The organism is Staphylococcus sp. HMSC065D05 (genome assembly GCF_001813195.1).
In the GTDB taxonomy this organism is placed as follows: domain Bacteria; phylum Bacillota; class Bacilli; order Staphylococcales; family Staphylococcaceae; genus Staphylococcus; species Staphylococcus epidermidis.
In genome coordinates, this window is record NZ_KV811719.1 from 11,815 (window position 1) to 27,122 (window position 15,308).

A 15,308-nucleotide genomic window follows, 5' to 3' on the forward strand; every position below is an offset into this window, starting at 1 on the left:
ATGAAATTTATCATTGTTCCTTGATATCCTTATGAATTAAATCTCCAATATATTGAGACGCCTTACCATTATCTACAGAGCAAAATCTATCATAAAATGCATCTATTTTTTCTTGGTATTGCTGTTGCACTTTATCTAAATTTTTTAGTTCTTTAGCTAGGCCATATGGTTCTGTATAAATTGGTCCTGGTAAATCTTTCATATAATTCATATAGAATCCTCGTAATCCTTTATCATATTTGTCTATATCATATGCAAAGAAAAATTGAGGGCGTTTTAAAATACCATAATCAAACATTACTGATGAATAGTCTGTAATTAAACAATCACTTATTAAGAATAATTCAGAGACGTCATTATAGTTTGAAACATCAATTGCAAAATTTTCATAACCGGATAAATCAAGTGCGTTAGAAATGAGGTAATGCATGCGTAATAAAATCACATAATCATCTCCGAGTTCTTTATAAAGGTTGTCTAAATCAATTTTTAATTCAAACAAATATTTTCCTTTGCTCACAAATTCATCGTCTCTCCAGGTCGGAGCATACATAATAACCTTTTTATCACTAGGTAAATTTAAGTGAGTTCTAATTTCATTTAGATACTCTTGATCATTGGCTCTATTCACTAATACATCATTTCTAGGATAACCTATCTCTAATATTCTCTCTTCATCCATCCAAAAAGCACTTCTAAATATTTCAGTTGAATATCTGTTTGGCGAAATTAAATAATCCCAACGTGATGTTTCACGATTAAAATTACGCTTATACTTTGGAGTCGTAGTGCCCGGCATACGAACCACTTTCATATCATTCGCTAACCGTTTTAATGGTGTACCGTGCCAAGTTTGAATGTACGTTTGATTTTCTTTTTTATTTAAATAAAGTGGTGTGCGGGCATTTGATACCCAATGACTTGCTTCTGAGTAAGCTTGATAATACTCTGCTGAATTACGCTTAACCTTTTCAGCACTACCTGGTACCACATTTTTATCGGGATTCTTAAATGACCATATATAGCGATAATTAGGATAATACTTTTGCATATATTCATAAATATACTTTGGACTATCACTGTAATTCTTACCACCGAACGATTCAAAGACAATCGTTTTCGGTTTAACATTATCTTCTTTATCTGTTAAGTCATACAATGAACGTTCTTTATTTTTTCTTCTTAAAACAATATTTTTAACATGTCGCAACGTTTTTCTAAATTGATTAACTTTAAAAGCTTTATCAGTTTCATTATTCATTAACAAAATTGTTTCAATTTTATTTATTAGCTTTTGATTTTTAACTAAATGGACATGTAAAAATTTCGATAATTCAACAAGCGTATCCTTATGTGTTTGATAGCGTTCATTAATATCATATCGAGTTGGTTCAAATTCATTAGCAATTTTATTTCCCATTTTAGTGACAATAAATTCTCTAACTTTTGGGTTTGTTGCTCTTTTAATGGCATCATAAAAGCTGTTGACGTAATCTTTAAATAAAATATCAAAATTTTGTTCACTTAAAGTAAGTGTTTCAAATGGATCATAGACTTCCCCACGGAAATAAAATGGGAAGTTAAAAATACGAACAAACTTATTTACATACTTCATATACTCAAGAACAAATGACCAATCCACATATGTATTTAAATTTTCATTAAATCGAATATGATGCGCCTTGACAATAGCTGTTCTAAAAATAATATTACAAGCTGACTGTTTTCTTAAAAATGAATTAATATTCCCTTCGGCATTAAAATATTCAACCCTTACTCGATCTAAATCAACAAATTGCGGACGTTGTGTAGTAAAAGAATGTATTGGAGCAATTAAACCATCAGTATTATTAAACTTTTCTAAGTAAAACGTGATTGCATAAGAAGCTAATTCATCATCTGCATCTAAAAACATAAAGTAAGGTGTTTCCACTTCTTCTAATGCAATATTACGCGCATGTGCATGACCACTATTTTCATCTAAATCGATAAATCGAATATTTTTATCATAGTCTTTAATAGCTTCATCCATTAATTTTTTACTTTGGTCTGTCGACCCATCATTCACAATAATCAAATTAAAATCTTGTGTACGTTGTTGCTTAATACTCTCTAAGCAACCTGTGATGTATTCCTCCGCATTATAATACGTGACAATAATTGTCAGTTTATTCATACTATACGTCCTTTCTCTCTATATTAAATCGACAACATCTTATAAAATTTTGGTTGTATGTTTAAATGTCACTATAATAACTATCATTACCTATTAAAAATATAAACCTTATCTATATATATTGATTGCATTTTTAATTTAGATGACTTCACTTTGAATACAATTACATAGATATTGTACTAAAATTCAACGCTACAATTATATCTAATATTAATGCTAAATGCGAACAATATTAAACATAACCCTAGCTCATTTATATTTTGTGAATGAACTATAAACTTTATTTATAGTTTGTAGGAACATCCATTTCCATAATCAAATCATTATCTACTACACTTCCGGTATAAAACTGATGCGACCCTGTAACTCTAAATCCCCTATTTTTATAAAAACTAAGCGCTTTAGGATTATGCTCCCAAACACCAAGCCATATTTTCGATTTCCCAAATTTGATAGCTTGATCAATAGCTAAATTGATAAATAATTGTCCTCTACTACTCCCTTGAAATGCTTCATCAAAGTAAATGCGTTGTATTTCCAAATATGCTTGTCCTTTATTTTCAGTCTGAGCATCATTAATGTTCAATTTCAAGAAACCTACTATATTTTGATCAACTTCATAAAAATAATGAAAAGAATTACTTTGTTCCAATTCTTTTCTCAACATATCTATATCATATGCATCATTGAAAAATTGATTGAAGTCCTCATCACTATAAGATTCTCTAAACGTTGTAAAAAATGTTCTTTTAGCAATTAGTTGTAGTTGCTCTACCTCAGTTATTTGAACACTTCTTATCCTTTCCCCCATTTAAATCCCCCTCTTTAAAATCTTAAAAAATTAATTTTGTGAATTAGATGTGTACATTGACATTTTTGCTATTAATAAGTTTTAAATTTTCAAATTAAATTATACAATGAATGATGTAAAGTTTGTTATAAAAGAATTTTCCTTATATTAAAAATAAAAACAAGGTAATATCAAGGGAAGCATGAAAGAATATCTTTAAAATTTAATATTGATTCAATTCATCATTAAAGGAGTGTAGAAATATGGTAGAAAAATTCAAAGCTTTTGTAGTTGATCAAGATGATAACGGTATTGTTTCAAATAGTTATAAAGAACTAACTAAAGATGACTTACCTGACGGTGACGTTTTAATAAAAGTACATTATTCTGGCATAAATTATAAAGACGCACTAGCCACTCAGGATCATAACAAAATAGTAAAACAATATCCGATGGTGCCCGGTATAGATTTAGCAGGTACCATTGAAGAAACAAATGCTCCAGGCTTTGAAGTTGGAGATAAAGTCATCGTAACAAGTTATGATTTAGGTGTAAGTCATTATGGAGGATTCAGTGAATATGCACGTGTTAAATCAGAATGGGTGATTGAATTACCTGAAGATTTAACATTGGAAGAAGCTATGATTTATGGTACTGCTGGCTATACAGCAGGTTTAGCTATAGAACAACTTGAAAAATCAGGTATGTCTATTGAAGGTAAAGAAGTGCTTGTACGAGGTGCCACTGGAGGCGTCGGTACGATTTCATTACTCATGTTAAATAACTTAGGGTATGATGTTATTGCAAGTACAGGCAGAGATGATGCTGAAGAAAAACTTAAAAAGCTTGGTGCTAAAGAGGTAATTGGCCGTTTACCAGAAGATAATAGTAAACCATTAGAAAAGAGAACATGGCAAGCAGCTATTGATCCAGTTGGTGGTGAAAACTTACCGTACATCGTCAAACGATTGGATAACAATGGAAGTGTTGCATTAATTGGCATGACTGGTGGTAACAATTTTGAAACAACCGTCTTTCCTTTCATTTTAAGAGGAGCAAGTATAATTGGTATTGATTCAGTATTTACTCCAATTAAACTAAGAAAACGTGTTTGGAGAAGACTTGCAAAAGACTTAAAACCACAACAATTACATGACATCAAACATGTTATTTCATTCGATGAAATCCCAAAAGCTATCGATCAAGTCATCAATCATCATAATACTGGACGTATTGTCATTGATTTCAATGTTTAAATAACTAAAAAACGTCACAAGATGCAAAAGCAAATGCATTTTATGACGTTTTTTCTTTAATATTTAATATTTGATATACATACCTTTTGAATAGGGCTCAGTACTTTTAAATCCAAACTTCTCGTATAATTGATCTGCCGGATAATCTGCTATCAAGCTCACATATGTACCTTCTTCAGCAACACTCTCAATATACTTCATTATTTCATGCATAATTGTCATTCCATGACCCAACCCTTGATATGTATCTTTCACAGCAATATCGACGATTTGGAAAACTGTGCCACCGTCTCCAATCACTCGCCCCATACCAATCAACATATCATTCTCATAAAGGGTCACATTAAAACATGCATGAGGAAGCCCCTTTATTGCCGCTTCAATCGATTTACTACTCATTCCAGCATTAGCTCTTAAATTACAGTAATCCTCGGGACTGGGTGCTTCAAAGTGAATCTTAGTCATTACCTATCACCTATCTGGTTATTTAAAATCTAAATCCACTCTACCAAACATTTTTTAGTATTTCGACTTTATTTTTTAGGTTCTGTAAGAATAGCCTGTCTTAATAAGAAAAACAGTAACAGTAAACCAGCAAGCATACCTGTATGACCTATGCCTGCAAATCCCGCAAACATTTCAGGTGAAAATTTTTTACCAATAACTTGGAATGTACCTTTAACTGTCATCATTGAAATCGTGATTAACACACCTAAATGATACACGAAAAAGAACCAATTAAATAAGTAGTAACTACTTAATTTAAATACTTTTTCAAGTGGTAATAAGAGTAAAAACATAAACATTCCTAAGATAAGTGTATGTGTATGCACTAAAGACAATTGCGTGTCACCCACAAAGTCATGCGCTTTAGTTAATTCTCTGTAGTAAAAGCCACTTAATAAGCCTATGATCATATAAAATAAAAAAGAGTATAATAATCTACGCATAAAGAATCCTCCTTAAGATTATATTATAAAACATATTTGTGTTAGTTAAAGTGACAAAATAGCGACCATAGAATAAACGCAATCAAGTGAGAAAGATATTTGAATTAAATAACTCACATCCTAATCAATCTTGATAAATGATGAATGCAATTTTTTAAATATAGATCTAAGTGGATTGCTTTAAATTAGAAAAATGTATATATATTTCTAACCCGTTAATGATTACTTTTTAGAACGCGCTTGTTTAAAAAGTGCAATCAACGAAATCACAATTGCTAAGATAGCAACTATCCATAAAGCGATAGAATCACCTTGACTTGAGTCAGAATGCGTGTCATTTGGATTTGCTCCTTTTTTTACAGTTGTAGTTGGTGCTGGGTGTTCGCTATCTTCTTTACCAGTCCATTTAACTACATCTCCATTATCATAAGTTTGAATAGCATTCCATTTGAACTTTCCTTCTTCTTTAGGATTTGCCACTACAATAGGGAACTCAATAAATTCGTGTGGACCAATACCTTTACCAGTAGCTGTCCAAGTAACTTTGGTAATATTTCCCTTTTTATCTTTCGAAAAATGATGTTCAAAACCTTGGACAGGTTTAACACTCTCAACGTTTAATCCCTTCGGCACATCTAATTCTACTTTCACTGTATGATCATTTTGCTCAACTGGTACGCGTACATCGTACTTATCATACGACTCAGGTTCGCTTTCGTTTGGATTCAGTGTGACATGTGCATCTGCAAACTTAAAAAATCCTAAACCAAAAAACACTATTAAAGTCAGTGGTAGTAACTTGCGTAACATCGTTTTCCTCCTTAACTAGGTATATTCATTTGACTCATCATAATACCTGCAAAAATTAAAATAATACCGATTAACAACTCAAATATAAGCGCATAACGATTGACCTGTTGGTGCTGTTTCAAAGCTCGCATCGTCTGATACAAACCTAGCAGCATCATTGTCATTGTTCCCACAATTTTTATAATAAGATATATGGACCACGCTTTGATGTTATTCCAAAGTGTTAAAATATTCGTTTCATCAATAGCCATTAAAATCCCTGGAAAAACGATCATAATCACAGCAATGATATTAACTTTTAAAAGCATGCGTCTTACATTCGTCAACTGATCAGTTTTCACTTTAATAGCATAACAAATGAGATATACGAGTGAACCTAACCATAACGTTAGCCCTATAAGATGAATTGTTCTTATGATGATTGACCATAATGGCACTTGTTGTGACCACACGTGTCCAGACATACTTATCACAGCAATCATAATTATTGAAATGAGCCAGTACCATATTTTTTCCATATCCTTTAATACGAAAAGTATAAACAAAATGATTAGTGAAATAGAGCTTAATATATATGGAAATTGCATTATCACTTCTAATTTAAATGATAAAATATCTTCTAATATATCAGATGTGAGTGTCATCATGTAAACAACGAGACTCACGAGTACTGACATAGCCATAATCCATGCAATTCCTGATTGCTTTGGTAACACATTAAATTGTCTTAATCCTCGTTTCTTAGCAATACCATTTAACCAAAACAAGCCAATAAGTAGAAAGGTTGCACCTTCTGTAACATATCTTAATAATCCAAACCAAAATTTAGACTGTTCATAAAAAGGAGAAGATGTATCTACATCTTTAGCCGTCACTTTTCCAACTGAAAATTCAAACGTATCTCCAACTTCATGTCCATCCGCAGATACCGTATGCCATTCAATTGTATTCGTCCCATTAACAATTTGATCAGATGAAAATACGACTGTCTGTGACCATCCAGTTGTGATTGGTTTAAGGTCTTTAATCTTTTTACCTTTATCATCAAATAAGGTCACACTTGAGTATTTGGTATTCACAGGTTCATTAAACTCTAACTTGATTACTTCTGGTTTGTGTTTAATAATCCCTTGCTGTTGTGGTATTGATTTTTCTAAAGTCGCATGTGCAGAAGCTTGATATTGAAAAATAGGTGATAAAGTTATTAAAAACATAATAACTAACGTAGCACTAAATTTAGACATTATTTTTAACACCGAACCCTCCTCCTTTCATACAAAAATTTTGCTCCGTTTTTCATATTAGACATAATCACTTGTTTTAACAATAACTATTCTAATTTTTTCGAATTAGACACAAATATAAAAATAGAAATTTTAACTAGTAAACTAAATACAAGTATAGATAAATCATAAAGTTAATAAATCAATTAAGAATGTAGCAAAATGGCAATTTGTAATATAAAATAAAGTTTACTCATTTTAGAATCACCTTACTAAGTGATCAACAAAAATTCGAAGATTGAATAAGTTGTATAAAGTTTATTATAATTAACCATACTATTAAATCTTAAGCAATCTGCATATGCCTTAAAGATAAATTATATATTTAATGATTAATGTACAATCTAAAGTTATTAGTAGCTAGATTGATAATATAGCAAAATTCATCTGCTTTTCTTATAACTAACTATACAATATGAATGTGATTCAACTTTATATATCATATTTAGACCAAGAGAGTATGATATTTAAAAATTATGTCCGAAGTTTAAGAAGTTTGATGCCACAAATTTAAAAGTTTAAAATTTATTTAACTAACTTTAGTATCATCCTTATTCTAGTGGACTTTGAAAGGAACTATTAATTATGATTACAGCTTATAAACACGCACTTCATCATCCTTCACAAATTATTGAAACTGAAATCAATCATAGCGCTTCATGGATAAATGTAGTAGAACCAGATAGAGAAGAAATTGAAGGTTTGATGGAATTTTACAATATACCTGAGGATTTTATTCGAGATCCGTTAGACTCTGAAGAGAGTGCACGTATTGAATATGACGAAGATACTGGATACTCGCTAATTATTATTGACTTACCTATCGTCAATTCTACCAATCGACGTGTCTTGTCCTTTGTGACCATCCCATTAGGCATTATTATTGGAAATGGTATCGTTATGACTGTTTGCGATGCTGAAAATGAATTTTTAGAAAACTTTGCTAAACAAGAAGATATTAACTTAAAATTTCACAGTCGATTTGCACTTGAAATACTAACAACAATAGCTAATCACTACAATAGAAATTTAAGATTGCTGAATAAATCTAGGATTCGTATTGAAAGAGAACTCAAAAATAACATTACAAACAAACAGCTTTTTAAACTAATGGAAGTAGAAAAAAGTTTAGTATACTTCTTAGCTGCACTAAAAGGTAACGACACAATTATTAAAAAACTGTTTCGTCTTCCTGCAATCAAACGTTTTGAAGAGGATGAAGAGCTACTTGAAGACTTGGTGATAGAAAACAACCAAGCTATTGAAACAACTGAATTACATCAACGAATACTTGAGAGTATCACTTCTTCGTATGCTTCATTATTATCTAATGATATGAATAACATCATGAAAACATTAACGTTGTTTACGGTTCTTTTGACCCTTCCTACACTCGTCTTTAGTTTTTTTGGTATGAATGTACCCTTACCAATTGACGATCATAGTTACGTGTCTTGGATTATTGTTGTAGGAATTTCACTTATTCTAGTAGCTATCGTTAGTATCTTTTTATGGAAAAAACAAAAGTTATAACAACAAATACCCTTAGTTATAGATTGTCACTCAATCTAACTAAGGGTATTATTATATATTTAAAATTGTGTCAAAATTTTAAGTCCCTACTATGATTCAACAGCTGTCTTATTTGCTTTTCTACGAGAAAGTACTAAAGTGACGACAACTGAAACAAGAAATGCAATTATCATTCCTATTAAGTAATGCAACCAACCAGCGTGTGTAGGATTTATAGATATAAATCCTGGTAATCCAGCTGTACCAAGTGCTATCGCTTTTACTTTGAAGAATGAAATATAAGCAGCACCTATACCTGATCCTGCAACAGCACCTATAAATGGATATCTCAATTTAAGATTGACACCAAACATTGCTGGTTCTGTAATTCCTAGTAAAGCTGAAATACCTGCTGCGGAAGCAACACCTTTTAATTTTTTATTTTGCTTAATGATAAAGAATGCAGCTAAAGCTGCACCACCTTGTGCAATATTTGACATAGTTGCGATTGGGAAGATAAATGAGCCACCAGTTTTAGTCGCATCAGCAATTAATGTCGTTTCAACTGCAATAAAGCTATGGTGCATTCCTGTAATGACGATTGGCGCATATAATAAACCAAATATAAGTCCACCAATAGCGCCACCAAATTCATATAACCAAGTCAATCCATCAGATAACCAATAACCTAATTGACGAGTGACAGGCCCTACAAATAAAAATGTTATAAATGCTGTAATAAAAATTGATAATAATGGTGTCAATAAATTATCTAACACAGTTGGAATAACCTTACGTAACCATTTTTCAATTGTAGCTAAAATATATGTTGCTACGAGCATAGGTAATACTTGTCCCTGATAACCAACTTCATTAATATGTAGCCCAAAGACATCCCAATGTGGAATAACTTTTCCTGCTTCTAAAGCTTTTGGAAAATCATATGCACTCATCAATCCAGGGTGAACGAGTATCATACCTAGCGCTGCACCTAAATAAGGATTGCCACCAAATCGCTTAGCTGCACTAAAACCAATAAGTATTGGTAATAACGTAAAAGGTGCATTTGCGAATATATTAATCATATCAGCCAAGCCAGAAAATTGACTATGCACATCTATGATAGATTTACCATCATAGAACAAATCTTCAGCTGTGAAAATATTATTTAATCCCATTAACAAACCACCAGCTACAATAGCCGGAATAATAGGAACAAAGATATCAGATAACATTTTCACAAATTTTTGGAAAGGATTCATATGCTTAGATGATTTATCTTTAACTTCTGAAGTCGTAGATGCTTCTTTTCCAGTTATTTTTTCTAATTCATTAAATACTTTATTTACTGTCCCTGAACCTATAATAATTTGGTATTGACCACCTGTAGAGAATGTTCCTTTGACGACGTCCATATTAGACAAGGTATCTTCATCTACTTTACTCTCATCGTTCAGTACTAAACGTAATCGAGTTGCACAATGTGCCATTGCATCTAAATTTTCTTCACCACCAATTGCTTTAAGTATTTCTTCAGCAGATTTTTTATAACTCATATTCATCCTCCTTTTAGAACCGGTTCCAATCACTTACTTATATTGTAACCGGTTCCAATCATTTACACAATACCCCTATTCATTTTTCTTGAAAAATATTAAACTACCTTTAATATCTGCAGTTAAATCAATATCACTATGGAGGGGCTTTAGTTGAAAGAACGCGGAAAAATAGAAAAATTGTGGCGTGAAGAAAAATATCGTGTGTTATTTCATGATCAAAATGCATATCATTCGATAAGAACGTTACTAAAATCACCTACCACATTGGATGAAGTGGAAGAACATATTGCGCACGCTTTAACCATTACACCGACCAAAGGCTCAGTCATCAATGCTTTTGAACATATGTGGGGGTACTTCAAAAAACAATGTACACAATATGAAAAACAACATAGTCGAGAATTAAAGGAGTTGTATATTGAAAATCAAATTGACTATTTTGAACTGTTGTCTTTTTTAAAAAATTTAGCAGATAAATATGCTGTCGAGTACTTACAACAAAGTACTATACTCAATATTACAAAATGAAGTGACAAAATCATTTAACAATTATGTTACGTCATACAAGATGAATACGTAAAAACACATCTTTATTTATATGTCATATTTGGTTTGAACATAAAAAAACTGCCGGCACAGTGGTTTAAAACTTTGCAGGCAGTTTAAAATCTGTACATATCGTTTATACAGAAAATCTTGCGAAAATGTACGCCTATAGATGATGACATCTATATGAGAATGATACTCATCAAATCACTCACATTTATAGTTTATAAGACAATGGAGTTTATAAGTATGTTTGAGACTATGTCCTTAAACTATTTGTTGAAAAGAATTAAAAGCGATATGAATACTTAATAAAATCTAAAACTTTACGACGAACACCATGACAATGTTTAAAATTTAAATTAAATGTTACTTTGGGGGAGAGTCATTTTAATTCAAAATTCTAATTGTTGCTACTTCAATAATGAACATAAACTTATGGTACATTTAAAACGTGCATCGATGTTGATTCTTGATGTTGAAATAAAATGTTTAACTTTCATCAAAACTACCCATATACTAATGTTTATTCATCTTAATTTAAAAAATTAATAATCAAGAAATAGAATTTTAATGGAGTTGTTTTCAGATCATGGTGCTTGTGTTTTCTAGTTGTTAAATTCATTGATGTAATTGGAAAAGTTTTAAAAGATTACATAAGCATGAAACATTTTTACTCAATTAGTAATAAGTACTAAATAATGACACATCTAACATGTTGAGTCTTGTTATGGTCGATATCCCTTTTATTGTTCTTTCGATTAACGTTGAAATGAGCAGCGTACATTTAATTACAGTGACTTCGTTTTATAATTCATTCGAACTTCCCCTAAACCTCTAAATTGCTCTTTTAGATTTTTAAAAGGAAACGAAATCTAACATTAATTATGTAGTAAAAATCTTTTTTTGACTCTATCTAAATTTTCCAAAATAATGACCCTATATTCCTAAATCAACTTTTATATTGTGCGAAACTTATAATTTCTAACAATTTTCTGTATTTAGCCAAGAAAAATTTTATTTTTTACTATTACTATTTCTTTATCAATCGCTTATAATTACATTTATTATTCTATCAAAACAACTAAATAATTGAGCGAAATAGATATACACGGTCACATTTAAATTTAGTTATTCAATTCATTCAAGGAGCTAATGTAATATACAATGACATGTTTTTTAAATATATATAAAGAATATCATTCTCCCCCTGAACGCAATATTAATAGAATTATTCTAATGTTTTCACTTACAAATGACTTAAAAATCACTATTAATGGTGAAACAAAAGATTTAGGTAATCATATAGCTATCATTAATCAATCTGACATCTATTTTATTAATAGTGCTTCGAATCTCGTATTACTTTCTATTCCAGTTATTTATTTTTATAGTAAAGATAATAAATTTTTTAAATGTTATTTTGACAGGCATTTATTACAATCAAGCAGTTTTGTTAAAACAATTATTTTACAAGCTATTCAACATTTAATAAAAGGAGAAAATCAAGATGAGCAATCCATCTCTAAAATAATACAGACGCTTCTAAAAGAAGCAGTCATTCGATATAAGAAAAAATATATTCCTCAAATTGCAGTTAATCATTCAGTGTTTACTGAAGGATTAACATTTATTCATTCAAAAGTATCACAGTCACTCTCACTACGAGAAGTAGCTCAACACTGTAATATATCTGAATCTTATTGTTCTAACCTATTTGCAAGATATCTTAATATGAACTTTAAAGATTATTTTACAAGTTTAAAAGTGATTGACTCTATAAAAAGACTACTTTCATCTGAGGACTCGATTAACGCTATTTCAGAACAATCTGGATTTAGTAGTCATACCAATTTTACAAATCAATTTAAAAATTATTTAGGTTGTAGCCCAAAACAATACCGAACAATTAACTCTAAGTTAGACCCCTTACCTTCGATAAGTTTTAGTGATACTGACTTTTCACAATATATTGAATTAATTAATCAATTTGAGTTTAGTGATCATTTGGCTACTGAAACAACTGAAAGGGATATCAATGAATTTTATCCTCAAGATCAGACTAAAAACTCTAAAGCGTTTATACGTTTTCAAAATTTCAACGAATTATTTCAATTTGTTTTTAATGAATATTACAACATTGATCTTACCTCCATGCCACAAGCTGTAATTTTTATCAATGATATTACTGATATTTCGACGCGAGAGGTGAACTTTAACTTATTAAATCGATGCTTTGAAAAATTATTCGAAAAAAATATAGGTTTAGCCATGAGATTAACATCTACAAATGAATTTGAATCTATCAAAGAAATAATTTTATTATTTCTTAATAGCCACCAAGATTATAAAATGAACAAAAAAATGGTTAAATTTATGTTAGTCTTTGAAACTGAGAATATGTCAGTGAATGATATACATTTATGCCATTTAAAAATTAAAAATAAAAATAAGGCTATTCGTTATAGTATAACTGTTGAAGGATTACTACACCAAAATTCTTCTATTGATCGAACTTATGATATGATGAAGCGATTGAATTTCGATTATTATTTTATAGACATTGAAAATCTAGAAACCAAAAACTCATTAATTACCAAACGTAAATCGTACTTACATTCGTCCACACACTTTGAAAATTATAAACAATTTATATTAGATTCTGGTATACCTTCAACTAAATTTGTTTACAATAATTTATCTTTAAAGTGTTTTAAATATACAAATAATGGTACTTATCCACTTCAATTATCTGACCTTGTTTGTCATTTAGTCGCATTAATGCGTTACGGGGGTGGTGTAAGTTATCAACTGATAGAAGATGAGAGCCCTTTTATTGCCTTATTTAATCGTTATGGTAGTCCTCTACCTCTCATGCACCTATATAAATTAATTGAATCATTTCTAAATGAACCTTTAGAGATAGCCAACAATTTTTTAATGAGTCGCAAAGATGGTAACTATCACTTTTTACTATTTAATAAAATAAATGATCGTTATCTATCTGATAGTCAACAGCGCTACGTATTTAAAAATACATTATCAACCAACTCATTAATTATTATTAAAACGTTAAATCATGAGCATGGCGCAATTCAAAATCTTCTACCAGAAACTAAACAACAATTTTATATTGAACGTAGTATTCTTGATGAACTTGATAAATCAAATCAACCAAAAACAGAATTAGCTATACAACATGACCATCATCTTCCTTTCCAAGTCACCTTAAAACACGATGAAGTCAAATATATTTGTTTTAAACCTTCTTAAAAATCATCATAAGGTTGTATCGTTTAAATTATGTGTGATAAGGATATACACAATAATAAGGAGATGATAATTTTGAATAAACAACAAGTGACAAGAGCAATAGAAAAGGTATTAAGTTCTTCAAAAATTGGTGTCCTATCAACTGCACATCATAATAAACCTAATAGCAGATATATGGTCTTTTACAATGATGACTTAAACTTATATACAAAAACGAATATCAATTCACTAAAAGTCGAAGAAATAGAAAATAATCCTGATGCTCACATTTTATTAGGCTATAACGAAACAACAAATAATAGCTTTGTTGAAATAGATGCCACTATAGAAGTTGTCAAAGATCAAAAAGTTATTGATTGGTTATGGGAAACTCAAGACAAAACATTTTTCAATTCAAAAGAAGATTTAGAATTATGTGTACTCAAAGTTATACCGCGTTCAATTAAATTAATGAATGATGATGAACTAGATACGCCAGCTACAATTGAATTATAAAGTCATATCAAAATTTACCGTATTGTAATCATTTTAGATTATGATGCGGTTATTTATTGTCCATTTTTTGTCAATCATATCATCAAGCTCCATTTTATAAACTTTATTTTCTTTATACTACAATATATAATTGCAAAATGAATTAAAATTATGTATAAATGAATTAATATAGATAAAGGAGTTTTCAATAATGAAAAATAAAAAAGGATTAGGTATAGGCCTTATCGCAGTTATGGTTATTGTATGTATTGTACTAGTAATCATGATGTTCGTGGGTGGTAAAAAAGATTCATACTACGGTATTATGAAAGATAGCACGACTATCGATAAAATGATTAATACGAAAAATGAAAAGATTGAAAAAAACGTAGAATTACCAAAAGATGCTAATGTGTCAGTTAATAAAGAAGATTTTGTCATGCTTTTTAAAGATGAAAAGACTGGAAAAATTACTAAAGTTAAGAAAGTTGATCACGATGACGTACCTCATGGTTTAATGTCAAAAATCCATGATATGGGTAATATGAACCACGGAATGTAGAAGTATTAAAACTTGCATTTAAATTAGAACAATTTAGCACAAAGATGATTTTAAACTAAAAAGTCATTTTTGTGCTTTTTAAATTTACATTTTTTAAAAATGCATAAGAGCCACTAT

General features: G+C 30.2%; 13 protein-coding genes. 6 read left to right on the plus strand and 7 right to left on the minus strand.

Going from position 1 to position 15,308, the window contains the following annotated elements; all coding sequences use genetic code 11:
• Positions 1 to 10: 10 nt before the first annotated feature.
• A complete protein-coding gene (locus HMPREF2897_RS11990; RefSeq protein WP_083310200.1) occupies positions 11 to 2,176 on the minus strand; it encodes a bifunctional glycosyltransferase/CDP-glycerol:glycerophosphate glycerophosphotransferase in 2,166 nt (721 codons plus the stop codon).
• A 280-nt stretch (positions 2,177 to 2,456) separates the two neighbouring features.
• Positions 2,457 to 2,987, minus strand: coding sequence for a GNAT family N-acetyltransferase (locus HMPREF2897_RS00610; RefSeq protein ID WP_002496266.1), 531 nt, complete (start codon positions 2,985 to 2,987; stop codon positions 2,457 to 2,459).
• Between the two features lie 242 nt (positions 2,988 to 3,229).
• Between HMPREF2897_RS00610 and HMPREF2897_RS00615 the strand changes: the two genes are divergently transcribed.
• Complete coding sequence (locus tag HMPREF2897_RS00615; RefSeq protein ID WP_002496267.1) at positions 3,230 to 4,222, plus strand: NADPH:quinone oxidoreductase family protein; 993 nt, start codon at positions 3,230 to 3,232, stop codon at positions 4,220 to 4,222.
• A 63-nt stretch (positions 4,223 to 4,285) separates the two neighbouring features.
• Here the strand turns inward: HMPREF2897_RS00615 and HMPREF2897_RS00620 are convergent, their stop codons facing one another.
• The 4 genes from HMPREF2897_RS00620 to HMPREF2897_RS00635 all read right to left on the minus strand — a co-directional run bounded on the left by HMPREF2897_RS00620 (position 4,286) and on the right by HMPREF2897_RS00635 (position 7,238).
• Complete coding sequence (locus HMPREF2897_RS00620; RefSeq protein ID WP_002457295.1) at positions 4,286 to 4,687, minus strand: GNAT family N-acetyltransferase; 402 nt, start codon at positions 4,685 to 4,687, stop codon at positions 4,286 to 4,288.
• 68 nt (positions 4,688 to 4,755) lie between these two features.
• Positions 4,756 to 5,172, minus strand: a complete 417-nt coding sequence (locus HMPREF2897_RS00625; RefSeq protein ID WP_002457296.1) for a DUF2871 domain-containing protein — start codon at positions 5,170 to 5,172, stop codon at positions 4,756 to 4,758.
• Positions 5,173 to 5,394: 222 nt separating this feature from the next.
• Complete coding sequence (locus HMPREF2897_RS00630) at positions 5,395 to 5,982, minus strand: YcnI family protein (protein WP_002457297.1); 588 nt, start codon at positions 5,980 to 5,982, stop codon at positions 5,395 to 5,397.
• Between the two features lie 11 nt (positions 5,983 to 5,993).
• Positions 5,994 to 7,238: a copper resistance CopC/CopD family protein gene (locus HMPREF2897_RS00635; RefSeq protein ID WP_237451721.1), complete on the minus strand. Its 1,245-nt coding sequence runs from the start codon at positions 7,236 to 7,238 to the stop codon at positions 5,994 to 5,996.
• 612 nt (positions 7,239 to 7,850) lie between these two features.
• On the opposite strand from HMPREF2897_RS00635, the gene HMPREF2897_RS00640 reads away from it, so the two are divergent.
• Complete coding sequence (locus HMPREF2897_RS00640; RefSeq protein ID WP_002438349.1) at positions 7,851 to 8,798, plus strand: magnesium transporter CorA family protein; 948 nt, start codon at positions 7,851 to 7,853, stop codon at positions 8,796 to 8,798.
• A gap of 89 nt (positions 8,799 to 8,887) precedes the next feature.
• Here the strand turns inward: HMPREF2897_RS00640 and HMPREF2897_RS00645 are convergent, their stop codons facing one another.
• Positions 8,888 to 10,333: a sucrose-specific PTS transporter subunit IIBC gene (locus HMPREF2897_RS00645; protein WP_002495938.1), complete on the minus strand. Its 1,446-nt coding sequence runs from the start codon at positions 10,331 to 10,333 to the stop codon at positions 8,888 to 8,890.
• A 153-nt stretch (positions 10,334 to 10,486) separates the two neighbouring features.
• Here HMPREF2897_RS00645 and HMPREF2897_RS00650 point away from each other — a divergent pair, with 153 nt between their 5' ends.
• The 4 genes from HMPREF2897_RS00650 (at position 10,487) to HMPREF2897_RS00665 (ending at position 15,191) form a co-directional block, all read left to right on the plus strand.
• Positions 10,487 to 10,864, plus strand: a complete 378-nt coding sequence (locus HMPREF2897_RS00650) for a YbgA family protein (RefSeq protein ID WP_002447208.1) — start codon at positions 10,487 to 10,489, stop codon at positions 10,862 to 10,864.
• Between the two features lie 1,185 nt (positions 10,865 to 12,049).
• A complete protein-coding gene (rsp, locus tag HMPREF2897_RS00655) occupies positions 12,050 to 14,155 on the plus strand; it encodes an AraC family transcriptional regulator Rsp (protein WP_070592439.1) in 2,106 nt (701 codons plus the stop codon).
• Positions 14,156 to 14,227: 72 nt separating this feature from the next.
• The gene (locus tag HMPREF2897_RS00660; RefSeq protein WP_070592441.1) at positions 14,228 to 14,650 is read left to right on the plus strand and encodes a pyridoxamine 5'-phosphate oxidase family protein; all 423 of its coding nucleotides are present in this window, start codon (positions 14,228 to 14,230) and stop codon (positions 14,648 to 14,650) included.
• 190 nt (positions 14,651 to 14,840) lie between these two features.
• A complete protein-coding gene (locus HMPREF2897_RS00665; RefSeq protein ID WP_002447204.1) occupies positions 14,841 to 15,191 on the plus strand; it encodes a DUF4889 domain-containing protein in 351 nt (116 codons plus the stop codon).
• Positions 15,192 to 15,308: the final 117 nt, after the last annotated feature.